Source organism: Mycobacterium sp. NGS68 (assembly GCF_059812195.1).
The window spans coordinates 141,979-165,728 of the sequence record NZ_JCALCE010000005.1; the positions used below are offsets into that span (position 1 = coordinate 141,979).

At 68.4% G+C, this 23,750-nt stretch carries 19 protein-coding genes; 16 read left to right on the plus strand and 3 right to left on the minus strand.

Going from position 1 to position 23,750, the window contains the following annotated elements:
- Window positions 1-20 precede the first annotated feature (20 nt).
- From ribH to AC5Y5V_RS08450, 10 genes are all read left to right on the plus strand, one after another.
- A complete protein-coding gene (ribH, locus tag AC5Y5V_RS08405; protein WP_499932743.1) occupies window positions 21-503 on the plus strand; it encodes a 6,7-dimethyl-8-ribityllumazine synthase in 483 nt (160 codons plus the stop codon).
- Complete coding sequence (locus AC5Y5V_RS08410) at window positions 500-958, plus strand: PH domain-containing protein (protein WP_499932746.1); 459 nt, start codon at window positions 500-502, stop codon at window positions 956-958. The genes ribH and AC5Y5V_RS08410 overlap by 4 nt, the downstream gene beginning before the upstream one ends.
- A gap of 139 nt (window positions 959-1,097) precedes the next feature.
- Window positions 1,098-3,146 carry a protein phosphatase 2C domain-containing protein gene (locus tag AC5Y5V_RS08415; protein WP_499932748.1) on the plus strand — a complete coding sequence of 683 codons (2,049 nt, stop codon included), beginning with the start codon at window positions 1,098-1,100 and terminating at the stop codon, window positions 3,144-3,146.
- Window positions 3,147-3,164: 18 nt separating this feature from the next.
- Entirely contained in the window at window positions 3,165-3,809 is a 645-nt protein-coding gene (locus tag AC5Y5V_RS08420) for a hypothetical protein (protein WP_499932749.1), read from the plus strand.
- Window positions 3,810-3,875: 66 nt separating this feature from the next.
- The gene (locus AC5Y5V_RS08425) at window positions 3,876-5,732 is read left to right on the plus strand and encodes an LppX_LprAFG lipoprotein (RefSeq protein ID WP_499932751.1); all 1,857 of its coding nucleotides are present in this window, start codon (window positions 3,876-3,878) and stop codon (window positions 5,730-5,732) included.
- A gap of 336 nt (window positions 5,733-6,068) precedes the next feature.
- On the plus strand, window positions 6,069-8,036 hold the full coding sequence (uvrC, locus tag AC5Y5V_RS08430; RefSeq protein ID WP_499932752.1) for an excinuclease ABC subunit UvrC: 1,968 nt from the start codon (window positions 6,069-6,071) through the stop codon (window positions 8,034-8,036).
- A complete protein-coding gene (rapZ, locus tag AC5Y5V_RS08435; protein ID WP_499932754.1) occupies window positions 8,033-8,917 on the plus strand; it encodes an RNase adapter RapZ in 885 nt (294 codons plus the stop codon). Before uvrC ends, rapZ begins: the two co-directional genes overlap by 4 nt.
- Window positions 8,914-10,014 (plus strand): uridine diphosphate-N-acetylglucosamine-binding protein YvcK, encoded by a 1,101-nt coding sequence (gene yvcK / locus AC5Y5V_RS08440; RefSeq protein ID WP_499932756.1) that lies wholly within the window; start codon window positions 8,914-8,916, stop codon window positions 10,012-10,014. The genes rapZ and yvcK overlap by 4 nt, the downstream gene beginning before the upstream one ends.
- Window positions 10,011-10,988 (plus strand): DNA-binding protein WhiA, encoded by a 978-nt coding sequence (whiA, locus tag AC5Y5V_RS08445; RefSeq protein WP_499932758.1) that lies wholly within the window; start codon window positions 10,011-10,013, stop codon window positions 10,986-10,988. The genes yvcK and whiA overlap by 4 nt, the downstream gene beginning before the upstream one ends.
- A 64-nt stretch (window positions 10,989-11,052) precedes the next feature.
- Window positions 11,053-12,453, plus strand: coding sequence for a WS/DGAT/MGAT family O-acyltransferase (locus AC5Y5V_RS08450; RefSeq protein WP_499932760.1), 1,401 nt, complete (start codon window positions 11,053-11,055; stop codon window positions 12,451-12,453).
- Here the strand turns inward: AC5Y5V_RS08450 and AC5Y5V_RS08455 are convergent.
- Genes AC5Y5V_RS08455 through AC5Y5V_RS08465 form a run of 3 tightly spaced genes read right to left on the minus strand, consistent with a single transcriptional unit; the run spans window position 12,446 to window position 16,125 of the window.
- The gene (locus AC5Y5V_RS08455) at window positions 12,446-13,759 is read right to left on the minus strand and encodes an alpha/beta hydrolase fold domain-containing protein (RefSeq protein ID WP_499932762.1); all 1,314 of its coding nucleotides are present in this window, start codon (window positions 13,757-13,759) and stop codon (window positions 12,446-12,448) included. The genes AC5Y5V_RS08450 and AC5Y5V_RS08455 overlap by 8 nt on opposite strands.
- Window positions 13,756-15,390 (minus strand): acyl-CoA ligase FadD12, encoded by a 1,635-nt coding sequence (gene fadD12, locus AC5Y5V_RS08460; RefSeq protein WP_499932764.1) that lies wholly within the window; start codon window positions 15,388-15,390, stop codon window positions 13,756-13,758. The genes AC5Y5V_RS08455 and fadD12 overlap by 4 nt, the downstream gene beginning before the upstream one ends.
- A 3-nt stretch (window positions 15,391-15,393) precedes the next feature.
- Complete coding sequence (locus AC5Y5V_RS08465) at window positions 15,394-16,125, minus strand: lysophospholipid acyltransferase family protein (RefSeq protein ID WP_499932962.1); 732 nt, start codon at window positions 16,123-16,125, stop codon at window positions 15,394-15,396.
- 204 nt (window positions 16,126-16,329) lie between these two features.
- Here AC5Y5V_RS08465 and AC5Y5V_RS08470 point away from each other — a divergent pair, with 204 nt between their 5' ends.
- The 6 genes from AC5Y5V_RS08470 to gap all read left to right on the plus strand — a co-directional run bounded on the left by AC5Y5V_RS08470 (window position 16,330) and on the right by gap (window position 23,749).
- A complete protein-coding gene (locus AC5Y5V_RS08470) occupies window positions 16,330-17,592 on the plus strand; it encodes a PucR family transcriptional regulator (RefSeq protein WP_499932766.1) in 1,263 nt (420 codons plus the stop codon).
- Between the two features lie 120 nt (window positions 17,593-17,712).
- Entirely contained in the window at window positions 17,713-18,000 is a 288-nt protein-coding gene (locus AC5Y5V_RS08475) for a hypothetical protein (RefSeq protein ID WP_499932768.1), read from the plus strand.
- A 268-nt stretch (window positions 18,001-18,268) separates the two neighbouring features.
- On the plus strand, window positions 18,269-18,694 hold the full coding sequence (locus AC5Y5V_RS08480; protein ID WP_499932770.1) for a hypothetical protein: 426 nt from the start codon (window positions 18,269-18,271) through the stop codon (window positions 18,692-18,694).
- Window positions 18,695-18,875: 181 nt separating this feature from the next.
- Complete coding sequence (locus AC5Y5V_RS08485; RefSeq protein ID WP_499932772.1) at window positions 18,876-20,627, plus strand: DUF3556 domain-containing protein; 1,752 nt, start codon at window positions 18,876-18,878, stop codon at window positions 20,625-20,627.
- Window positions 20,628-20,755: 128 nt separating this feature from the next.
- Window positions 20,756-22,609: a PE family protein gene (locus AC5Y5V_RS08490; RefSeq protein WP_499932774.1), complete on the plus strand. Its 1,854-nt coding sequence runs from the start codon at window positions 20,756-20,758 to the stop codon at window positions 22,607-22,609.
- A 120-nt stretch (window positions 22,610-22,729) separates the two neighbouring features.
- Complete coding sequence (gene gap, locus AC5Y5V_RS08495; protein WP_499932777.1) at window positions 22,730-23,749, plus strand: type I glyceraldehyde-3-phosphate dehydrogenase; 1,020 nt, start codon at window positions 22,730-22,732, stop codon at window positions 23,747-23,749.
- Window position 23,750 lies beyond the last annotated feature (1 nt).

Sequence of the window (23,750 nt, forward strand, 5' to 3'; positions counted from 1 at the left end):
GACGAGGAGGAGCGGCGACAGTGAGTGGTGGCGCCGGCGTCCCGGACGTGCCAACGCTCGACGCTGCGGATGTACGGCTGGCCATCGTCGCGAGCACCTGGCATGGCCAAATCTGCGACGCGCTGCTGGCCGGCGCCCGCAAAGTGGCCGCCGACTCGGGCATCGACGAACCCAAGGTGGTGCGCGTACTGGGGGCTATCGAGATCCCGGTGGTCGCCCAGGAACTCGCCCGCAGCTACGACGCCGTCGTCGCGCTGGGGGTCGTAATACGCGGTCAAACACCGCATTTCGACTATGTCTGCGACGCCGTGACGCAGGGCCTCACGCGGGTCTCGCTGGACGCCTCGACGCCGGTCGCCAACGGCGTGTTGACCACCAACACCGAGGAGCAGGCGCTGGATCGGGCTGGTCTGCCGGGTTCGGCGGAGGACAAGGGAGCCCAGGCCACCGCGGCGGCATTGACCACCGCGCTGACCTTGCGCGACCTGCGCGCCGCCCCGTGAGCCCGGGTCCGGCCTGGGACGCTGAGCTGCGTCCCCATCTGACGCCGATATTCGCCTATGTCGCCGCAGTTCTGATCGCCGCGTCGCACATCGCGGTGGGGCTGCTGCTGAAGATCAAGTCCAGCGGCGTGATCTTTCAGACCGCCGACCAGGTCGCGATGGCGGTACTCGGGCTGGTCCTGGCCGGTGCGGTCCTGCTCTTCGCCCGGCCGCGGCTGCGGATCGGACGTAGCGGCTTATCGGTACGTAATGTGCTGGGCGACAGGCTGGTCGACTGGGCCGACGTGGTCGACGTGTCATTTCCCGCGGGAAGCCGCTGGGCGCGCATCGATTTGCCCGACGACGAGTACATCCCGGTGATGGCGATCCAGGCCGTCGACAAGGAGCGCGCGGTCGAGGCCATGGACACCGTCCGGTCGCTGCTCGCCCAGTACCGGCCGGACCTGCGCGGCTAACGATTGAGTTAATTGTCGTGCCTATGGTGATTGTGGCGACTGCCGGCAGTAGGCTCGACTGGCCAAACCTCTTGGAGCTGCGGATGTCGGACGTTATGAGCGTGAACTTCTGCGAAGAACTGCGCGACGGAGTGTCGCCATGCCCGCCGGCGGGCCCGGTGGTGATGTAGCCGTGGTCACCACAACCTTTGCCGGTCTCAGCGATCTGGGGCGTCAACGCTCCCGCAACGACGACCGATGGGGAGCCGACCCTGCCCAAGGGCTCTACATCGTCGCCGACGGGGTGGGCAGCACCAAGCACGGCGACGTGGCCGCGCAGCTGGTCGTCGAGACGCTGCCGACCTACGTGAGTCGCCACCTCGCGGGGGTAGACCTCCGCGACGGGCAGGCGGCCGCACGGTTCGGCACCGCGGTGGTGGAAATGTGCACCGACCTGCACACCCGCAGCCAGACCGACGAGCAGCTCAGCGGCGCCGGCACCACCCTGGTGACCGCGCTGATCAGCGACTCGCGGGCGCTGATCGCGCATCTGGGTGACAGCCGCGCCTACCTGTTCCGCGAGGGTCAGGTGCAGCGGCTGACCAGCGACCACACCATCGTGCAGGCGGTGATGGACGCTGGCGGACTGAGCGAGGAGGAGGCCAAGAACCACCCCAACCGCTCGATTGTCGTCCGCCACGTGCTGATGACCCCGCCGGCCAAGCCCGACGTGAACGGGGTGGATCTGCAGCCGGGCGACCGCATCCTGATGTGCAGCGACGGCCTGTCCGGAGTGGTCGATGACGCGACGCTGCTCGCCATCGTCGCCGCCAACCCGGACCTCACGGCCGCGTGCCAGGCGTTGATCGAGGCAGCCAACCAGGGCGGGGGACCGGACAACATCACCGCCGTCCTGGTCGCCGCCGACGGTGCGGCCGGATCCGCGCCTCCGCCCACCTCGCAGCCGACGGTGGCCAGCCCGGTACCGCCGCCCGTCGCGGCGACGGTGCCGAATCTGGTGCCGCCCCCGGGCCCTGCCGTCGACGCCACGATGGCCGCCCCGGTGCCGCCGGTGCCCCCGCCTCCGCCAGGGCCGCCGGGGCCTGTGCCGCCCGGGCCGCCTGCCGGCCCGCCGCAGCCCGGTCCTCCCGCGCCACCTGCCGGTGCCGCGCCCCCTCGGGCCGTCGTCCCTCCACCGCAGCCGTCGTCGTCCGGCGGTAAGCGCGGATTGAAATGGGTCCTCGTCGGGTTGGTCGTCGTATTGTTGGCGGCCGCCGGCGCCGGCTACCTGCTGTGGCCGCGCCACACGGCGACGCAAACCCCGGCCTCGCCGAGTAGCAAGCCATCCGCACAGGCGCCGACGCCGTCGGCGCAAACCGTGCAGCCGAACCTGCCGTTGGGTCCGCCGACCCCGTTGCCCTTCACCGGTTTCAAACAGATCAAGGGTGTGGCGGTGGACGCCGCGGGCAATGTCTACATCCTCGCGGTCAAGGATGGCGAGCTGGGCGTGTTCAAGTTGTCGAAGGGGCAATCCGAGTCCGTCAGGCTGCCGTTCAACGGACTCAAGGACGCCGCAGGTATCGCGGTGGACAGGTCCGGAGCAGCCATCTATGTGACCGACCATGCCCGCGACGGTCGATTGATGAAGTGGACCGAAGGGGATACCGAGGCGGCCGAACTGGGCAACTGGAAGTCGCCTGACGACAAGCTCAAGAAGCCATACGGTGTCGCGGTGGACCAAGGCGGTGCTGTCTACGTCGCCGACACCGACCACGACCGGGTGATGAGATTTCCGCCGGACTCCACCAGAGAATCCGCGCACCCGACCGTGCTGCAACTCGGTAGCCTCCATGAGCCCACCGGTGTGGCGGTAAACGGCAATGGAGATGTCTACGTCCTCGACCATGGCAAGGCGGACAAGGCCAAGTACCGACTGTTGAAGTTGCTGGTGGGGCAGGCCACGCCGCAGGTGGTGCCGCTGCCCGACGTCGAGGACCCCAAGGGCGTGGCGGTCGACAGCGCTGGCGACGTGTACATCACCGACCGAGGGGCGCATCAGGTGGTGCGGCTGTCGGCCGGATCCGTCAGTTCGACCTCGTTGCGACCCGACGGGCTCAGCAAACCGACCGCGGTGGCGGTGGACACCGAGGGCAACGTCTACGTGACCGACGATGAAGATGCTGAGGTCCTGAGACTGCCGCATGCGTGACGGGGCGCAGTGATCCCGATGCGCCGAATCCGAAGCCTGGTAGCGATCGCGGCGGCCGTCGCCGTCATGCCGCTGGGCGGATGCGCCAGGGCGGTGACCGGCCATGCGGAGCGGGCCCGCGGGCAATCGGCGATCACGGCGCGCGATCTGCTGCTGCAGGACGGGACCACCACCCCGCTCGGGCCGGCGTCCTCGGCCGCGGTGGGTGACAACTACTTCACCAGCGCCCGCCCACCCGAATGCGCTGCGGCGATGCTGTTCAAGGGGTCGCCGCTGCCGCCTGCCGGGCCCAAGGACCACGCCGAGTCGGCGTACGAATTCACCAGCAAGGCGCTATACGCCGAATCGATCGATGTCTACGACCACGACATGAACGCCCACGACGTGGTCTGGAACGGCTTCAGGGCGGTGTCGGACTGCCACGGTGACGCCACCGGCGTATCCCCCTCCGGAGATTTCGGGCCGATGCGGCTCAGCTTCTTCGCCACGCCGTCCGACGGCGTCCTGGTGTGGACGATGACCCGTCCCGACTGGACGTGTGACTACGGACTGGCCGTGGTCCCGCGGGTAGCCCTGCTGATCGCGGTGTGTGACTCCCAGCCCGGCTTCCCCATGGCGGACTGGGCGGCGAAAAGAAGGGCGCAGCTGGCCAGCCGGGCCTGATTTGTTGGGGCGGAGCCGCCGTCATGCCTATCGTGTTGCTGGACGCTGTTATTTGGGAGGCTGACGTTGGAGGGGACGCCGTTCGGTCGATACCGGCTGATCGAGATGTTCGGCCGTGGCGGCATGGGCGAAATATGGCGGGCCCACGACACCGTTACCGACCGCACGGTTGCTATCAAACTGCTGCCCGCGCACTTCTCCGACGACGAGAACTTCCAGCGACGATTCCGGCGAGAGGCCCAGGCCGCGGCGCGGTTGAACACGCCACACGTCGTCCCGATCCACGACTACGGCGAGATCGACGGCCGCCTGTACGTGAACATGCGGCTGATCGAGGGCCGGGACCTGGCGACCGTACTTGCCGACGGGCCGATCGAGCCGGACCGGGCGGTGCGCATCATCGATGGCGTCGCCAAGGCGCTGCACGAGGCTCACCAGGCCGGCCTGCTGCACCGCGACGTCAAGCCCTCCAACATCCTGCTCGATCGCGACGACTTTCCCTACCTCATCGATTTCGGCATCGCCCGCGCCCTGGGTGAGACACGAATGACCAAGACCGGCAAGACGATTGGCACATTCCAATACATTGCGCCGGAACGTTTGGGCACCCGTGAGGAGGATGCCCGCGCCGACATCTATTCGCTGACGTGCGTCCTCTACGAATGCGTCACCGGCGGCCCGCCGTTCGGGCAAGTCACGATGGCGGAGCTGGTCGTCGCGCACTTGAACAGGACGCCGCCCCCGCCCTCGAGGACGCTGCCGGACTTGCCCGAGCAACTTGACCGGGTGATCGCCAGCGGCATGGCCAAAGACCCCGAACAGCGGTATGCCACCACCCTCGAGTTGGCGGCCGCCGCCCGAGAGGCCATCACCGCACCGCCCTCGTCGTCGCAGCCAATTCCGCTGCCCGACATCGCCTCGATGCCGACGACGGCCGCCCCGATCTCGCCGACGGTTCCGGCTCAGCGCAGGCCGCTGCCGAACGACATTCACGCGCCGAGGTCGGGCCCGCAGCGGCGCATCATGGACGCGTCGACGCGCCGGGCACCCGCGGAGGTTCCGAAGCCGCGGCAGTTCGCCGAGACCCCGAAGCCGCGCCCACCCGCCGAGGCCCCGAAGCCGCGGCCACCCGTCGAGACCCCGAAGCGGCCATTCGTGGACGTCCCGAAGCCGCCGGACACGCCCGCCGCATCGACGACGGCTGCGCCGCCGCCCTGGCGCCGCAAGGCCGTCCTTATCCCGGCCGCTCTGGCGGTCGTCATCGTTGCGGCGGTCATTGGTCTCACGAGCGTCAGGACAGGTTCGTCCGGCGTCGGGTCCGACCATCCCAGCGCCGTCACGCTGCTGTCGCAGTCCGCCCAGAACACGCGAGCGGTCACGAGCGCCCATCTCGTTCAGACCGTCAGCGGCAAGATCCAGGGACTGTCGGTCAAGACGCTGACCGCCGATCTGACCACGATTCCCGGCGCCGCGGCATCGGGACGCGAGACCTACACAATCTTCGGATCGGAAGTCAGCGCCGACTTGGTGATCGTGGACGGGGATGCTTACACCAGGTTGGACAAAACGTGGCGCAAGTACGGCAAGGCCGCCGATTCGTATGACCCGACCGCGATCCTGAACCCGGACACCGGCCTGGCCAACATCCTGTCGAACTTCAGCGGTCCCACGTCCGGTGGGTCGGAAACGATCAACGGCGCGCGCACGGTCAAGGTCAGTGGCCAGGTCAGCGCCACCGCTGTCCGCAATATCCTGCCGAAGACGTCGCTGAGCGGGCCCGTCCCGGCTGTCGCCTGGATCGGCGAGGTCGGCAGCCACCCACTGATTCAGCTGTCGCTGGAACCCACCTCCGGCAACACCCTCCAGATGCGGCTGTCCAACTGGAATTCACCGGTCAGCGTCAGTAAGCCGCCCGGCGTCTAGCGGCGCATGCTTGGCCGGCGTTGATTCTGCGTTGGCTGCGGTCGCTACTCGAACTTTTGCGCGGTGGGCGCAGAGTCAACGCGATCAGGGGTTGGCGCCGCGGCTGGCCGGCGTTGATTCTGCGTTGGCTGCGGTCGCTACTCGCACTCTTGCGCGGTGGGCGCAGAGTCAACGCGATCAGGGGTTGGCGGCCGCGGCTGCCGGCGTTGATTCTGCGTTGGCTGCGGTCGCTACTCGCACTCTTGCGCGGTGGGCGCAGAGTCAACGCTGCAAGGCGCAGAGTCGACGCCAGACTCAACGGGCTAGGCGCATCGGCCCGCCACTAGCCTGGGATGCGTGCCAGATCCCGCGACGTACCGCCCCCCGCCCGGGTCCATCCCGGTCGAACCGGGCGTATACCGATTCCGGGACCCGCACGGGCGCGTCATCTACGTCGGTAAGGCGAAGAGCCTGCGCAGCCGGCTCACGTCGTACTTCGCCGACATCGCCAGCCTGCAGCCGCGGACCCGGCAGATGGTCACCACCGCGGCCAAGGTCGAGTGGACGGTGGTCAACACCGAAGTCGAGGCGCTGCAGCTGGAATACAACTGGATCAAGGAGTTCGATCCACGCTTCAACGTCCGCTACCGCGACGACAAGACCTATCCCGTCCTGGCCGTCACCCTCAACGAGGAGTTTCCCCGGCTGATGGTCTATCGCGGCCCGCGCCGCAAGGGCGTGCGCTACTTCGGGCCGTACTCGCACGCCTGGGCCATCCGCGAAACGCTGGACCTGCTCACGCGGGTGTTTCCGGCGCGCACCTGTTCGGCCGGAGTATTCAAGCGGCACAAGCAGATCGACCGCCCATGCCTGCTCGGCTACATCGACAAATGCTCCGCGCCGTGCGTCGGTCGGGTCAGCGCCGAACAGCACCGCCAGATCGTCGTCGACTTCTGCGATTTCCTGTCGGGCAAGACCGACCGGTTCGCCCGCGACCTGGAACAGCAGATGAACGCCGCGGCCGAGCGGCTCGATTTCGAGCGGGCCGCCCGCCTGCGCGACGATCTCGGAGCGTTGAAGCGGGCCATGGAGAAGCAGGCCGTGGTGTTCGGCGACGGCACCGACGCCGACGTGGTGGCCTTCGCCGACGACGATCTGGAGGCGGCGGTGCAGGTGTTCCACGTCCGCGGCGGCCGGGTTCGCGGGCAGCGTGGCTGGATCGTCGAAAAGCCTGGGGATCCAGGCAATTCGGGCGAAGAGCAGTTGGTGGAGCAGTTCCTGACGCAGTTCTACGGCGACCAGGCGGAACTCGGGGACGCCGCCGACGAATCCACCAACCCGGTGCCCCGCGAGGTGCTGGTGCCGTGCTTGCCGGATAACCACGACGAACTCGCGAGCTGGCTGTCCGGCCTGCGCGGCGCCAGGGTCGTCCTGCGGGTGCCCCGCCGCGGTGACAAGCGCGCCCTCGCCGAAACCGTGCAGCGCAACGCGAAAGAGGCGCTGCAGCAACACAAGCTGAAGCGGGCCGGCGACTTCAACGCCAGATCCGCCGCGCTGCAGAACATTCAGGAAGCCCTAGGGCTGGCCGACGCGCCCCTGCGCATCGAGTGCATCGACGTCAGCCACGTGCAGGGCACCGACGTGGTGGGCTCGCTGGTGGTGTTCGAGGACGGCCTGCCACGCAAATCGGACTACCGCCACTTCGGCATCCGGGAAGCCGCGGGGCAGGGCCGCTCCGACGACGTCGCCTCCATCGCCGAGGTGACCCGACGCCGTTTCTTGCGGCACCTGAGCGACCAGAGCGACCCCAATATGCTTTCCCCGGAAGGAAAATCGCGCCGCTTCGCCTACCCGCCGAACCTGTTCGTCGTCGACGGCGGCGCACCGCAGGTCAACGCGGCCAGCGCGGTGCTCGACGAGCTCGGCATCACCGATGTCGCGGTGATCGGCCTGGCTAAGCGGCTCGAAGAGGTCTGGGTGCCCGCGGAGCCGGACCCGATCGTCATGCCCCGCAACAGCGAGGGACTGTACCTCCTGCAACGGATCCGCGACGAGGCCCACCGGTTCGCCATTAACTACCATCGCAGCAAACGATCCAAGCGAATGACGGCATCGGTGCTGGACTCGGTGCCAGGTTTGGGAGAGCATCGTCGCAAAGCGCTGGTCACCCACTTCGGATCCATAGCCCGCCTCAAGGAGGCCACCGTCGATCAGATCACTGCCGTTCCGGGTATCGGCGTGGCCACCGCCGCGGCCGTGCTCGAGGCACTGCGGCCCGACCCGGCTCCCGCCTCGACCCCTGATTCGACCGGGGCCTCCGGATGACCGACCACACTGGATCCGCCGGCATCGACGTCGTCCTGGTGACCGGCCTGTCCGGGGCCGGGCGGGGCACCGCGGCCAAGGTGCTCGAGGACCTCGGCTGGTATGTCGCGGACAACCTGCCGCCGCAGCTGATCACCCGGATGGTGGATTTCGGGCTGGCCGCCGGCTCCCGGATCACCCAGCTCGCGGTGGTGATGGACGTGCGGTCGCGCGGTTTCACCGGCGACCTGGATTCGGTACGCAACGAACTGGCTACCCGTGGCATCACCCCCAGAGTGGTGTTCATGGAGGCATCCGACGACATGCTGGTCCGCCGGTACGAACAGAATCGCCGCAGCCACCCGCTGCAGGGTCAACAGACCCTGGCCGAGGGCATCGCCGCCGAACGCCGGATGCTGGCACCGGTCCGAGCCACCGCGGACCTGATCATCGACACGTCGACGCTGTCCGTGCGGGGACTGCGGGAAAGCATCGAACGCGCCTTCGGCGGCGACGCCGGGGCGACCACCAGCGTCACCGTGGAGTCGTTCGGGTTCAAGTACGGGCTGCCGATGGACGCCGACATGGTGATGGACGTGCGGTTTCTGCCGAACCCGCACTGGGTCGACGAGCTGCGCCCGCTCACCGGCCAGCATCCGGCGGTGCGTGACTACGTGATGGGTCAGCCCGGCGCGGCCGGATTCCTCGGCGCTTACCATCAGTTGCTGACCGTGGTCGTCGAGGGCTACCGCCGGGAGGGGAAGCGATACATGACGGTCGCCATCGGCTGCACCGGCGGTAAGCATCGCAGCGTGGCGATCGCGGAGGCGTTGATGGGCCTGCTGAGCGCGGATCCGCAGCTGACGGTGAGGGTGCTGCACCGGGATCTGGGCCGCGAATGACCGGCCCGATCGGCTTGCCGGCCAACCCTCCGTCCAACCAGAGCATCGTCGCGTTGGGCGGTGGCCACGGCCTGTATGCGACGCTCTCGGCCGCGCGCCGGCTGACCCCCTACGTCACCGCCGTCGTGACCGTCGCCGACGACGGCGGCTCCTCCGGCCGGCTGCGCAGCGAACTCGATGTGGTGCCGCCGGGGGATCTGCGAATGGCCTTGGCGGCGTTGGCATCCGACAGCCCGTACGGCCGGCTGTGGGCGACCATCCTGCAGCACCGGTTCGGCGGCAGCGGCGCGCTGGCCGGGCACCCGATAGGCAACCTGCTGCTGGCGGGCCTGTCCGAGGTGTTGGCCGACCCGGTCGCCGCGCTCGACGAGCTGGGCCGCATCCTGGGCGTCAAGGGCCGGGTGCTGCCGATGTGCCCGATCGCGCTGCAGATCGAGGCCGACGTGTCCGGCCTGGAAACCGATCCGCGCATGTTCCGGGTGATACGCGGCCAGGTGGGCATCGCGACCACGCCGGGCAAGGTCCGACGGGTCAGGCTGCTACCCGCCGATCCGCCGGCCACCCGGCAGGCCGTCGACGCCATCATGGCCGCCGACCTGGTGGTCCTGGGGCCGGGGTCGTGGTTCACCAGCGTGATCCCGCACGTGCTGGTGCCCGGCCTGGCCGCGGCGCTGCGGGCCACCACGGCGCGACGAGCGCTGGTGCTCAACCTTGTCGCCGAACCGGGGGAGACGGCCGGCTTCTCGGTGGAACGCCACCTGCACGTATTGGCCCAGCATGCGCCCGGATTCAGCGTCCACGACATCATCATCGACGCGGATCGGGTGCCGAGCGAGCGGGAGCGTGATCAGCTGCGCCGCACGGCAACCCTGCTGCAAGCCGAGGTCCACTTCGCCGACGTGTCCCGACCTGGTACACCTTTACATGACCCGGGCAAGCTGGCGGCGGCTCTTGATGGGGTGCGGGTTCGCGAACAGAGCCCGGCGGGACCTGCGGTGACGGCCACCGATCAGATCCCGATCGACGGTGAACGTTCGCAAACTGGCGTGCAGGGACCGGGCCGCAACGGACCGAGGGGTGACGACGCGTGGCGATGACGACCGAAGTCAAGGAAGAGCTCAGCCGCCTGGTAGTGAAATCTGTCAGCGCGCGGCGGGCGGAGGTTACTTCCCTGCTGAGGTTCGCCGGCGGACTGCACATCGTCGCCGGCCGCGTCGTCGTCGAGGCCGAGGTGGATCTGGGCGGCATCGCGCGCCGACTGCGCAAGGACATCTTCGACCTGTACGGCTACAACGCCGTCGTGCATGTGTTGTCGGCCAGCGGCATTCGCAAGAGCACCCGCTACGTGCTGCGGGTCGCCAACGACGGCGAGGCGCTGGCCCGGCAGACCGGGCTGCTGGACATGCGTGGGCGCCCCGTGCGCGGCCTGCCGGCCCAGGTCGTCGGCGGCAGCGTAGGGGACGCCGAAGCGGCCTGGCGGGGAGCCTTTCTGGCTCACGGATCGCTGACCGAGCCGGGGCGTTCGTCGGCGCTGGAAGTCAGCTGTCCCGGTCCCGAGGCCGCTCTGGCGCTGGTCGGCGCGGCGCGGCGGCTCGGGGTCAGCGCCAAGGCCCGCGAGGTGCGCGGCGCCGACCGGGTGGTGGTGCGCGACGGCGAGGCGATCGGCATGCTGCTGACCCGGATGGGCGCCGAGGACACTCGGACGATCTGGGAGGAGCGGCGGCTGCGCCGCGAGGTCCGCGCGACGGCCAACCGGCTCGCCAACTTCGACGACGCCAACCTGCGCCGCTCGGCGCGGGCCGCGGTCGCGGCGGCCGCCCGGGTGGAGCGGGCGCTGGAGATACTCGGCGAGGGCGTGCCCGATCATCTCGCCTCGGCCGGCAAGCTGCGCGTCGAGCACCGGCAGGCCTCGCTCGAGGAGCTGGGCCGGCTCGCCGACCCGCCGATGACGAAAGACGCTGTGGCCGGCCGTATTCGGCGGCTGTTGTCGATGGCGGACCGCAAGGCGAAGGTCGACGGCATCCCCGACACCGAATCGGCCGTGACGCCAGACCTGCTCGAGGACGCCTAACCGCGCCCTGTGAGATTGTTCAAGATTCTTCTCGGGGCGGGCGGGCGAAGGCTAGGTTCATGGGATGAAGCGGCTTTCGAGTGTTGATGCGGCGTTCTGGTCGGCGGAAACTGCGGGCTGGCACATGCACGTGGGTGCGCTGGCGATCTGCGATCCACGGAAGGCGCCGGACTACAGCTTTCAGCGCCTGCGCGAGCTGCTGATCGAGCGGTTGGCCGAGTTGCCGCAGCTGCGGTGGCGCGTCACCGGCGCCCCGCTGGGCCTGGACCGGCCCTGGTTCGTCGAGGACGAAGAGCTCGACATCGATTTTCATGTCCGTCGCATCGGCGTCCCGGCCCCCGGTGGGCGCCGCGAGGTCGACGAACTCGTCGGCCGGCTGATGTCCTACAAGCTGGACCGCTCCCGGCCGCTGTGGGAGCTGTGGGTGATCGAGGGCGTCAAGGGCGGCCGGATCGCGACGCTGACCAAGATGCATCACGCCATCGTCGACGGGGTATCCGGTGCCGGCCTGGGCGAAATCCTGCTGGATGTCACGCCCGAACCGCGTCCGGCGCAAAAGGAGACGGTGGGCTCGCTGGTGGGATTCCAGATCCCCGGCATCGAACGGCGCACCCTGGGTGCGCTCTACAACGTGGTGGTCAAGACGCCGTTCCGCATCACGCGGCTGCTGGAGCAGACCGTCCGTCAGCAGATCGCCGCGCTGGGCGTCAGCACCAAGCCGCCCGGCTACTTCGAGGCCCCCAAGACCCGCTTCAACGCGTCGGTGTCACCGCACCGGCGGATCACCGGCTGCCGCGTCGAGCTGTCGCGTGCCAAGGCCGTCAAGGACGCCTTCGGCGTCAAGCTCAACGACGTCGTGCTGGCGCTGGTCGCCGGCGCCGCCCGCGAATACCTGCAGAAGCGGGACGAGCTGCCGGCCAAGCCGTTGATCGCGCAGATACCCGTGTCCACCCGCACCGACGAGACGGCGAGCGACGTGGGCAATCAGATCAGCTCGATGACCGCCTCGCTGGCCACCGACATCGAGGACGCCGGCGAGCGGCTGAAGGCCATCCACGAGAGCACCCAGAGCGCCAAACTAATGGCCAAGGCGCTGTCGGCGCATCAGATCATGGGGCTCACCGAGACGACGCCCCCCGGGCTGCTGCAGCTGGCCGCCCGCGCGTACACCGCCAGCGGGCTGTCGCACAACCTGGCGCCGCTGAATCTCGTCGTCTCCAACGTCCCCGGTCCGCCGATGCCGCTGTACATGGCCGGCGCCAAGCTGGAATCGCTGGTCCCGCTGGGGCCCCCGGTGATGGACATCGCCCTGAACATCACCTGCTTCTCCTACATGGAGTACCTGGACTTCGGCTTCGTCACCACGCCCGAAGTGGCCAACGACATCGACGAGATGGCCGACGCGATCGAACCCGCGCTGGCCGAACTCGAACGCGCCGCCGAGCAGTTGCAGGCCGCTAAGTAGTAGCAGGCCCGTTCGAGGCCGGCGGATTCGTCACGTACACCCAGGACAGGAACCGGGCGACGGCGTCGGCCGATTTGTGTGCCCGCGGGGACGCGAAGATGTCGAACGCGTGCTGGGCGTAAGGCAACTCGGCGTAGGCGACAGGGGCCTTGGACACTTCCCGCATGGCCTCGACGAATTCCCTGGCCTCGCCGACGGGGATCAGTGAGTCGTCGGTGCCGTGCAGCACGAAGAACGGCGGCGCGTCGGCCCGCACGTAGCTGATGGGGGAGGCGTCGACGTAAATGTCGCGGTGGGTGCTGAGTTTCTTCTTGACCACGAGCCGGGCGAGGATTTCGAGGAATTCCGGCCGGCCGGGCTCGTCGATGGAAAACCAGTCGTAGCGACCGTAGAACGGGACGGCCGCCACCACCGACGTGTCGGCCTCTTCGAAGCCGGGCTGAAACTTCGGGTCGTTGGGCGTCAGAGCCGCCAGCGACGACAGATGTCCGCCGGCCGAACCGCCGCTGATCGCAACGAAATTCGGGTCCCCTCCGTAGTCGGCGATGTTCTCCTTGACCCACGCCAGCGCGCGCTTGACGTCGACGATGTGGTCCGGCCAGGTGTGCAGCGGCGAGACGCGGTAGTTCATCGACACGCACACCCAGCCGCGCGAAACCAGGTGTTCCATCAACGGATACGCCTGCGGACGCCGCCAGCCGATCATCCAGGCGCCGCCGGGTACCTGCAGCAGCACCGGCGCCTTGCCGTCCCGCGGCAGGTCGCGGCGACGCCAGATGTCGGCCAGGTTGGCGCGCCCGTGGGGCCCGTAGCGCACGATGTTCTCTTTGTCGACGTAGCGTCGGCGGGCCACCGTGGAGCGCAGCGGCGGGTTGCGCCGGCCCCGGCTGGTCGGCTCGGTCGGCAGGGCCTGGAGATCGTCGGCGTAGTCGGGGCCGAGGCCCTCGGTCAACCCCGCTTCCAGCACCGGGCCCGGCGTCGTCACACCGCGGTAGCCGATCACTCCCAGGATTCCCCACGACGCGACGGTAAGAGCAAGCGCCGCTTTGCCTTTCACACCGGCGAAAGCACCGCGGCGACCGCGGCGCACCGCGTCCAGCACGGACGCGCCGGCGTAAACGTACGGGACCTCCGAGGTGGGCCAGCCGAACCAGAACACCGTCGGCGAGGCGTACGGGTTGCGGGTGAGCGGATGCAGGCCGTTGGCCGCGTTGATCAACTCCACCGCCGCGCGTGTCAGCGGCCGCGGCTTGGCCGCCCACCGCAGTGCGCGTAATAACCGTTCGCGTCGCTGCTCGTGTTTCATAAGCCCCCCACCCGGGATTTCAGTTCGTTGCGCAGGATCTTGCCGGTGCTGCCGCGGGGAAGTTCCTGCAGGATCGCTATCTCGCGGGGCACTTTGTAGTTGGCCAGGTTGTCGCGGACGTGTTGCTTGAGCGTGTCCACCGTCGCGTTCCCGGCGGATTGAGCCCCGGGTTCGAGCACCACGAACGCCGCCAGCCGTTGCCCGTATTGCTCGTCGTCCACGCCGATCACCGCGGCCTCCGCCACGTCGGGATGCGCCGCCAGCGTCTTCTCCACCTCGATCGGGTAGACGTTCTCGCCGCCGGAGACGATCATCTCGTCGTCGCGGCCGACGACGAACAGCCGGCCGTTCTCGTCGAGGTAGCCCACGTCGCCCGAGGACATGAAATCCGCATGGAAGTCTTTGGTAGCGCCGGACGTGTAGCCGTCGAACTGGGTATCGTTGCGGACGTAGATGGTGCCGACCTCACCGGTCGGCAACTCGTTGAAATCCGAGTCCAGTATTCGGATTTCGGTGCCGCCGGCGGGCCGGCCGGCGGTGTCGGGTGCCGCCCGCAAATCCTGCGGGGTCGCGGTGGCGATCATGCCGGCCTCGGTGGCGTTGTAGTTGTTGTAAATCACGTCGCCGAACTGGTCCATGAAGGAGATGACGACGTCGGGTCGCATCCGCGAACCGGACGCCGCGGCGAAGCGCAGCGAGCGACCGCTGTAGCGGTTACGCACCTCGTCGGGCAGGTCCATGATGCGGTCGAACATCACCGGCACCACCGCGAGGCCGGTCGCCTTGTGCCGGTCGATCAGGTCCAGCGTGGCCTCCGGGTCGAACTTGCGCCGCGTGACGATCGTGCAGGCCATCGACGCGGCGAAGATCAACTGGGAAAAGCCCCACGCGTGGAACATCGGCGCCACGATGACGATGGTCTCCTCCGCGCGCCACGGCGTGCGGTCCAGGATGGCCTTGAGCGTGCCGATTCCCGCGCCGCCGCCAGACTGCTTGGCGCCCTTGGGTGTTCCGGTGGTACCGGAGGTCAGCAGGATCATCTTGCCTTTATTACCGGTGCGCTCGGGCTGCTCGCCGAGGTGACGGGCGATCAGCTTCTCGACCGTCAACTCGTGCTCGGTGTCGGTCCAGGCCACGATGCGGGTGGCGTCCGGCTTGTCGGCCAGCGCCCGGTCCACCGTCTCGGTGAACTCGTCGTCGTAGATGACGGCGTCGAGGCCCTCGCGGTTGACCACATCGGCCATCGCCGGGCCGGCGAACGAGGTGTTGAGCAGCAGGACGTCGGAGCCGATCCGGTTGGTCGCGACCAGCGCCTCGACGAAGCCGCGGTGGTTGCGGCACATCACCCCAACGACTTTGGGCTGCCCGGACGGTAGCGCCTGCATGGCTGCGCCCAGCGCGTTGATCCGTTCGTCGAGCTGCCGCCAGGTCAGCGTGCCCAGCTCGTCGACCAGGGCGGGGCGGTCCGGGCAGCGCTGCGCCGCTCCGGCGAACCCCACCGTCATGCTCATGCCCTCGCGGCGCATCGCGGCCGCCATCTTCAGGTAGCGGTCGGGCCGCATCGGCGCGATCATCCCGGCGCGCCGCAGCGTGCTGATGATGCCGGTGACTTGTTCGATGCGAGATGCCATGACTCAGCCCAGAATTGGGAAGCGGCGCTTGGCGGCGAGGTCGTCGAGGCCTTCCTGCATCACCGACCGGACGTGCTCGTCGACCTCGTCGACGTCGGGGTCCGCGCCGAACTCGGCGGCGATGTCGATCGGCTCCAGCACCTGCGTCACGATCTTGGAGGGCAGCGGCAGGTTCGGCGGGATCGGGATGGTCAACCCGAACGGAAAGCCGAACGACAGCGGCAGAATGTCGCTGCGCATCAACCGCTTCAGCTGCAGTGTGCGGGCCAGCCAGGTGCCCCGGGTCAGGTAGAACTGGGTTTCCTGCCCGCCGATGGACACCATCGGCACGATCGGCACTCCGGCCTCGATCGCCGTGCTGACATACCCTTTGCGACCGTTGAAGTCGATGACGTTCTCCGACAGCGTCGGCCGGTATGCGTCGTAGTCGCCGCCGGGAAAGACCACCACAATGCCACCGGTCCGCAGCGCCTTGGCCGCGTTTTCCCGGTTGGCCCGGATATAGCCGGTTCGCCGGAAGAAGTCGGCGGTGGGGCCCATGAAAAGGACGTCGTGGCTGAGCGTGTAGACCGGACGGTCGTAGCCGAACTTGTCGTAGAAATCGACCGACAGGATCGGGATGTCCATCGGGAACTGGCCGCCGGAGTGGTTGGCGACGACGAGCGCGCCGCCCGGCGGAAAGTTGTCCAGGCCGTGCACCTCGGAGCGGAAGTAGGTCTTCAACACCGGCCGCATCACGCCGATCACCCGTTTGGTCAGGCCGGGGTCCCATTTGCCGTGGTCGTGGTCCTCCGGGCCATCGGGGATGTCGGGGCTGTCTGTGCTCACGTTCCTCCTTCGAGGCTTCTTCGCCGTCGAGTGCTCTGATGGTAGCGATGGCGCTCGCGCACGGTGTCAAATGGTGCTCACGGGGATGCGCCGCGCAGAAGGGACGCAAAGGTGGCCGAGGTCGACGGCGAGCCCCTTTCGGTGATCGTCCGCCGCATGGACAAGATTCGTGACGACTTCATCGCCGAGCTGTTCGAAACGATGCGGACCGAGATCCAGGGACTTGACTACGACGCCCGCATGATCGACTTGTGGCGCGCAAGCCTCACCGAGAACTTCGTGGCAGCGGTTCATTACCTGGATAGGGATGAGACATCGCTGATCGAGGCGCCGGCCGCCGCGCTGGCCTATGCTCGTGCGGCCGCGCAGCGCGATATTCCGTTGGCGCCGTTGGTTCGCGCGCATCGGCTGGGGCACGCGCATTTCGTCGAGGTGGCGATGGGGTACGTGTCGGCATTGCGGCCGGAGCAGCAGGTGCCGACGCTCGTCGAGTTGGTGACCCGCTCGGCCCGCCTCATCGACATGGTGGGCGACCAGTTGATCTTGGCCTACGAAGAAGAGCACGATCGCTGGCTGAGTCGCCGCAGCGGCCTGCAACAGCAGTGGATCAGCGAGGTGCTCGCCGGCACCGCGATTGACCTCCCGCGGGCCGAACGCGCGTTGCGCTATCCGCTGAATGGTTGTCATATCGCCGCGGTGGGTTGGGTCGATGCCGCGGTGCCCACGGCCGAGGTATTGACGCTCGTCGACCAGGTGCGCTCCCTGTTGGCTGCTGAGCTGGGCCCGGTGGGAAGCTCGCTGCTGGTGCCGACCGACGAGCGCGAGGCTCGGCTGTGGTTTTCGCTGACGCGCGCCCCCGACGATCGGATGCCCGACCCGTCGCGGCTGCGTGCGGCGTTCGAGTCGGCAGGGCTGCGGGCCCGCCTGGCCTTCGGTCGTGTCGAGGACGGCCTGCGCGGGTTCCGCGCCTCACTCAAGCAGGCCGAGCGCGCCAAGGCGGTGGCGCTCGCAGGGGAGGGGCGCCGCCGGGACCGGGTGGTTTTCTACGGCGATGTCGCGCCGATAGCCCTGATGGCCGGCGACGTCCAAGAGTTGGGCCGCTTCGTTGCCGACGTGCTGGGCGACCTCAGTGCCGACGACGAGCGCAGCGAGTGGTTGCGCGAAACCTTGCGGGAGTTTCTGGCGCGCAACCGCAGCTACGTTGCGACGGCCGAGGCGATGATCTTGCACCGCAACACTATTCAGTACCGGGTGACCCAGGCGATGCAGCTGTGTCGACAGCGTTTCGACGACCCCGATGCCGTGTTCCGCGTGCAGATTGCGTTGGAGATCTGCCGGTGGATGGCACCGGGTGTGTTGCGCGACGTCCAATAACACATTGGTGCTGTCCGCACAAAATCGATCTCGCGGTTCAGGACCGGCGCCCATGGCATCCCACGGCGTCGGGCGTTAGCGTTTGCCCAGGTCAAACGCCCCACCCGGAGAGAGGGAAAAATGAAACGGCATCCAGCCGCCGCCAACGGCGTGAGCAGCAGAGCCGCCGCGACGGCGGATGCCCAGGCCGACCGCCTGTTGCGGGTGCTCTCCCAGATCTGCCGGCGCACCAACCTTCGGATCGATATGTACGAGCGCGGCATGACCGTCGCGGAGGCTCGTGGTGACGCCGGGTATGCCTGTGCCTTCCGGCATTTGACGCATATCGAAAAGCACGACCGGCAGCTTCTCGAGGGGCTGATCGATCGTCTCCAGCGGCGGGTTCCTGCCCGACCCGTGCCCCGCTAGGCTGCCGCAGAGTCGCCTGACATCACACCCGCAAACCGCCCGTGCGTCATGAGGGGTCGCGCGGACGGCTCAACTCGGTGGGTGATCTTTGGCGACGAGCGGCGCCGAGCGGGTGTACGCGACCGTCAATGTCTCGTCGCGTACCGAGACATTCGTGCTGCGAGCACGAATGCGCGGGTGAAGTTCATTGCGGCCGCACATAGGGCACCGGCCCGGTTGCGATATATTGTTGCGCTCACTAACTTCCCAACCCCGTCGAGAGGGCCGAATGGACCTCGTTGCGATGCCCGAAAGGCATGCCGCTCTCCAACCGCACGCCGCGATGCGTGCAACTTCTGCGCGGACGGGTTCCGTCCACGTCCGGCACGCGAAACCCCTCCCGTCGGCGATCACGAGCGCGCCCGCATCCGGCGCAACGGCGGATCAGCGCCAGGCCGACTACTACTTGCGCATGCTCCTCGATAGCTGCCGGCTGATCGAGCAGCGCATGGACGAATTGCAGAACGACATCGCCTCCGCTAGGGCCGGCGGTAACGCCGCCCTCGTCCATAGCTGCCGGCGCGAGTTGCGCAACGAAGAGCGGGAGCACCGCGCCCTCACACGACTCATCTTCAATCTGCAACGGCGGTTCTACAGTGCATCCGGGGAGCGGGTTTCGCCGACACCTCAGCGGACGCGGCTGGTGGCCCGCTAACGACGGGGCAGCCGGTCGCACGAGGCCTGAATTTCGTTCTTCCGCAGAGCGTTTGCCTGTACCTGACAGCCTTTGACGCACCTCGACCAGCGTGCCTGGCTGTTGTGGTTCCTCGTGACCCGCATTCCTTATAGGTTGTACTGGCCAACCGGTTTGTACATCGCGAGGAACGAGGGCCGCCATGGGATTCATGTCTCCGGAGCTTCCCGACGTCGACCACGAGGCCTGGCCGACTCTGCCGCGTGCGACCCGACTGCAGATCGTCACCCGGCACTGGGCGGAGCACGGGTTCGGCACCCCCTACGCGGTGTACCTGCTGTACCTGATGAAGATCGGCCTGTACGTCGCGGCGCCCGCCGCGATCATCTCACTGACCCCGGGCCTGGGCGGGCTGGGCCACATCGCCGACTGGTGGACGCAGCCGATCGTGTACCAGAAGGTCGTCGTCTTCACGTTGCTGTTCGAGGTGATGGGCTTCGGCTGCGGATCCGGCCCGTTGACCGGGCGGTTCATGCCGCCGATCGGCGGGTTCCTTTATTGGTTGCGGCCGAACACCATTCGGCTGCCTGCGTGGCCGGGCAAGGTGCCGCTCACCGGCGGGGACAACCGCACCGCCGTCGACGTCGCGTTGTACGCCGTGGTCCTGGGCGGCGCGGTATGGGCCCTGCTGTCACCCGGACACGGCGGCCCGGTGCCCGGCATCGGTGGCGTCGGCCTGATCGATCCGGTCCTGGTGATCCCCACCATCGTCGCCCTCGCGCTCCTGGGTTTACGCGACAAGACGATCTTTCTGGCCGCCCGCGGCGAGCACTACTGGCTGAAGCTGATCGTGTTCTTCTTCCCCTTCGCCGATCAGGTCTCGGCGTTCAAGATCATCATGCTGTGCCTGTGGTGGGGCGCGGCGACGTCGAAGCTCAACCACCACTTCCCCTACGTCGTGGCCGTGATGACAAGCAACAACGCTTTGCTGCGCCCCAGGCTGTTCAACCCGCTCAAACACCTGCTCTACCGCGACCACGTCGACGATCTGCGCCCCACCTGGCTGCCGAAGCTGATGGCCCACGTCGGCGGCACCACAGCGGAATTCATCGTTCCGACGGTGCTGGTGTTCGTCGCCGGCGACCAACCGTGGCGGTGGTTCCTGATCGGGTTCATGGTGATCTTCCACCTCAACATTTTGTCCAACCTCCCGATGGGAGTTCCGTTGGAGTGGAACGTGTTCTTCATCTTCTCGCTGTTCTACTTGTTCGGGCACTACGGCGCCATCCGCGCCATCGACCTGCACTCGCCGCTGCTGCTGGCCATCATCGCGGTCGTGGTGGCGGTGGTGATCGCGGGAAACCTGCTCCCCGAGAAGATTTCGTTCCTGCCCGCCATGCGCTACTACGCCGGCAACTGGGCCACCAGCTTGTGGTGCTTCCGCGCCGGCGCGGAGGACAAGATCGAGGCCGACGTGGTGAAAAGCTCTGCGCTGGTGGTCAATCAACTCGCCAAGCTCTACGGGCCGGCGACCGCGGAGGTCATGTCGGACAAGGTCGCCGCGTTCCGTGCGATGCACACGCACGGCCGGGCGCTCAACGGTCTGCTGCCGCGGGCGTTGGGGGCCGACGAGGCCGACTACAAGGTGCGCGAAGGGGAAGTCGTCGCCGGTCCGCTGGTCGGCTGGAACTTCGGTGAGGGCCACCTGCACAACGAGCAGCTGGTCGAGGCGGTCCAGCGGCGCTGCAACTTCGAGGACGGGGACCTGCGCGTCATCATCCTGGAGGGCCAGCCGATCCACACGCAAAAGCAGTGGTACCGGATCGTCGACGCGAAGACGGGGCTGATCGAAGCGGGCTACGTCGAGGTCGCCGACATGCTGACCCGGCAGCCGTGGCCCGAGCCCGGCGACGAGTTCCCGGTGCATGTGGAGACCCAACGCGCCACCCGCTAACCCGCGCTTCCACGCGAAACCGGGACGTGGGATATGTGCGGCGTTACGATTCGGCCATCGGGCGGTGCGCAGCGAATCTAGCCAGAGGTTCGGGCTTTTCCATTGTTGCGAAAGGTTGGGTGCTACGCATGTCCTATGTGATCGCAATGCCAGAAGCCGTCAGCGCCGCGGCGGCCGACGCCGCGGGTATCGGCGAGGCGATCAGCTCCGCCAACCACGCGGCCAGCGCCGCCACGACGCGGCTGCTGGCCGCGGCCGAAGATGAAGTGTCCGTGGCGATTGCGTCGCTGTTCGGCGCGCACGGTCAGCAGTATCAGGCGCTCGGCGCGCAGGCATCGGCGTTTCACACCCGGTTCATCCAGGCGATGAGCGGTGCCGGGGGTGCGTACGCGACCGCCGAGGCGGCCAACGCGCAGTGGTTTTCGCCCTGGCAGATGCTGACCGGGCGCCCGCTGGTCGGTAACGGCGCCGACCGCGCGGTCGGTAGCGGGCTCGCCGGCGGCGACGGCGGGTGGATCGTCGGCAACGGTGGCAACGGCGGCTCGGGGACGACGGGCCAGGCCGGCGGCAGAGGCGGGAACGCCGGGCTGTTCGGCACCGGCGGTAAGGGCGGCGACGGTGGGGTCGGTACGCAGGGGTCGACGGGTGGCACCGGCGCCCTCGGTGTCATCGGCGAGAAGGGCGGCGATGGCGGTACCGGCGGCGCGGGTGGGGCCGGCGGTCGCGGCGGTTTGGTCTACGGCAACGGCGGCGCCGGCGGCATCGGCGGCACGGGCGGTGCAGGGGGCACCGGCGGCACGGGTGGCGATGGCACACCCGGGCAGGCCAGCACGCTCTTGGGGGCCGGAGGTGGAGCCGGAGACGGGGGTAGCGGCGGCTCGGGTGGTACCGGCGGGGCGGGCGGTGCCGGCGGCGCTGCCGGCCTGCTCGGCGGGCACGCCGGCGCCAGCGGCAACGGCGGCGACGGCGGTCGGGGCGGCGACGCCGGTGCCGGCGGAACCGGCGGCGACGGCGCCGCAGGCACCTTCACTCAGCTACGCGGAGGAAACGGGGGTACCGGTGGCAACCCGGGCGCCGTCGGTGCCTTCGGTTTCGGCGGCGCGGCCGGTGGCGTCGGGGCAAGCGCGGGGAACCTGGGTGCGTTCGGGGCCGAAGCCACCACCGGCGGCGACGGCGGCCATGGCGGGGCGGGCTATAACGACACCGCCGGCGGACTTGGCGGCAACGGCGGGACCGGTGGCAATAGCGGAGGGATCGGCAATGGAGGCGCTGGCGGCAACGGCGGCAGCGCCGCCGCCGGTGGGATCGCCGGGGACGGCGGGAACGGTGGCCGCGGATTCAACTACGGAGTCGCGGCCGACGTGAAGGGTGGCGCCGGCGGGGCCGGCGGTGACGCCCCCAACGGCGTTGCCGGCAACGGCGGCAGCGGCGGCGATGCCTACAACTACGGGACCGGCGCCGCGACCGGCGGGGCGGGCGGAGGTGGTGGGGACGGCAAGACCGCGATTGGCCCCAATCTGAATATCAACGGCTACGGTGGCCAGGGCGGTGCGGCATACAACTACGGAACCGGCGATGCGACCGGCGGCGCCGGCGGCGCGGGCGGTAAGAACGTGAACGGAATTGGCGGCTATGGCGGGGCCGGCGGCGCGGCATATGTCTACGACGACTATTCGCCGGGGTCTGGTACCGCCACCGGCGGCGCGGGTGGCGACGGCGGATACGGCACCACGGGCGGCGGCTTCGGTGACGTCGGCGGTACGGCGTACAACTACGGGACGGGACTCGCCCACGGCGGCGCCGGTGGTGACGGCGGCAACAGCGCGCAGATCAACACGGGTGGCGGCGCCGGCAACGGCGGCGATGCCTACGCGACGGATCTGGCCAGGGCCACGGGCGGAGGCCCCGGCACCCCAGGAACGGACCCGTTGCTCACTCCCGGCCTGGCCGGCACGCACGGCAGCACCGGGTTGTTGCCCTGACGAGTCACTCCAACCACATCGGCCACAGCCCTATAACCGGCCCCGCGCCAGTCGCCTGCCACTGATCTAGGCTGACCAGGAGCGGTTCATCAGCGGCCACAGGAAGACAGGGAGAGACACGTGACGGTCCGAGTAGGCATCAACGGCTTCGGGCGAATCGGACGAAACTTCTATCGGGCCTTATTGGCTCAGCAGGAGGCGGGTGGCGCCGATATCGAGGTGATCGCCGTCAACGACATCACCGACAACAACACGCTGGCACACCTGCTGAAGTTCGACTCCATCCTGGGCCGACTGCCCTATGACGTCACGCTCGAGGGTGAGGACACCATCGTGGTGGGCCCGGCGAAGATCAAGGCGCTTGAGGTGCGTGAAGGGCCGGCCGCGCTGCCCTGGGGCGACCTCGGCGTCGACGTCGTCGTCGAATCGACTGGCCTGTTCACCAGCGCCGCGAAGGCCAAGGGCCATCTGGATGCCGGGGCCAAGAAGGTGATCATCTCCGCACCGGCCACCGGCGAGGACATCACCATCGTGCTGGGGGTCAACGACGACAAGTACGACGGCAGCCAGAACATCATCTCCAACGCCTCGTGCACCACGAACTGCCTGGGCCCGATCGCCAAGGTCCTCAACGACGAGTTCGGCATCGTCAGGGGCCTGATGACCACGATCCACGCCTACACCCAGGACCAGAACCTGCAGGACGGCCCGCACAAGGACCTGCGCCGCGCGCGGGCGGCGGCGCTGAACATCGTGCCGACCTCGACGGGGGCGGCCAAGGCGATCGGACTGGTGCTGCCGGAGCTCAAGGGCAAGCTGGACGGCTACGCGTTGCGGGTGCCGATCCCCACCGGGTCGGCGACCGACCTGACCGTCGAACTGGGCAAGGCCGCCAGCGCCGACGAGATCAACGCCGCGATGAAGGCCGCCGCCGACGGCCCGATGAAGGGCATCCTGAAGTACTACGACGCCCCGATCGTCTCGTCCGACATCGTCACCGACCCGCACAGCTCGATCTTCGACTCCGGGCTGACCAAGGTCATCGACAACCAAGCCAAAGTCGTGTCCTGGTACGACAACGAATGGGGCTACTCCAACCGCCTTATCGACCTGGTCGCACTGGTCGGCAAGTCGCTCTAGC

Coding starts and splice junctions, on each gene's coding strand:
- yvcK (WP_499932756.1), top strand. CDS start 8,914: ATGACCGGCCCGATCGGCTTGCCGGCCAACCCTCCGTCCAACCAGAGC.
- AC5Y5V_RS08480 (WP_499932770.1), top strand. CDS start 18,269: ATGGACCTCGTTGCGATGCCCGAAAGGCATGCCGCTCTCCAACCGCAC.
- AC5Y5V_RS08465 (WP_499932962.1), bottom strand. CDS start 16,125: ATGCGGCCGGTGTTGAAGACCTACTTCCGCTCCGAGGTGCACGGCCTG.
- AC5Y5V_RS08415 (WP_499932748.1), top strand. CDS start 1,098: ATGCCCGCCGGCGGGCCCGGTGGTGATGTAGCCGTGGTCACCACAACC.
- whiA (WP_499932758.1), top strand. CDS start 10,011: ATGACGACCGAAGTCAAGGAAGAGCTCAGCCGCCTGGTAGTGAAATCT.
- AC5Y5V_RS08420 (WP_499932749.1), top strand. CDS start 3,165: ATGCGCCGAATCCGAAGCCTGGTAGCGATCGCGGCGGCCGTCGCCGTC.
- AC5Y5V_RS08450 (WP_499932760.1), top strand. CDS start 11,053: ATGAAGCGGCTTTCGAGTGTTGATGCGGCGTTCTGGTCGGCGGAAACT.
- AC5Y5V_RS08490 (WP_499932774.1), top strand. CDS start 20,756: ATGTCCTATGTGATCGCAATGCCAGAAGCCGTCAGCGCCGCGGCGGCC.
- fadD12 (WP_499932764.1), bottom strand. CDS start 15,390: ATGGCATCTCGCATCGAACAAGTCACCGGCATCATCAGCACGCTGCGG.
- AC5Y5V_RS08455 (WP_499932762.1), bottom strand. CDS start 13,759: ATGAAACACGAGCAGCGACGCGAACGGTTATTACGCGCACTGCGGTGG.
- rapZ (WP_499932754.1), top strand. CDS start 8,033: ATGACCGACCACACTGGATCCGCCGGCATCGACGTCGTCCTGGTGACC.
- AC5Y5V_RS08485 (WP_499932772.1), top strand. CDS start 18,876: ATGGGATTCATGTCTCCGGAGCTTCCCGACGTCGACCACGAGGCCTGG.
- AC5Y5V_RS08475 (WP_499932768.1), top strand. CDS start 17,713: ATGAAACGGCATCCAGCCGCCGCCAACGGCGTGAGCAGCAGAGCCGCC.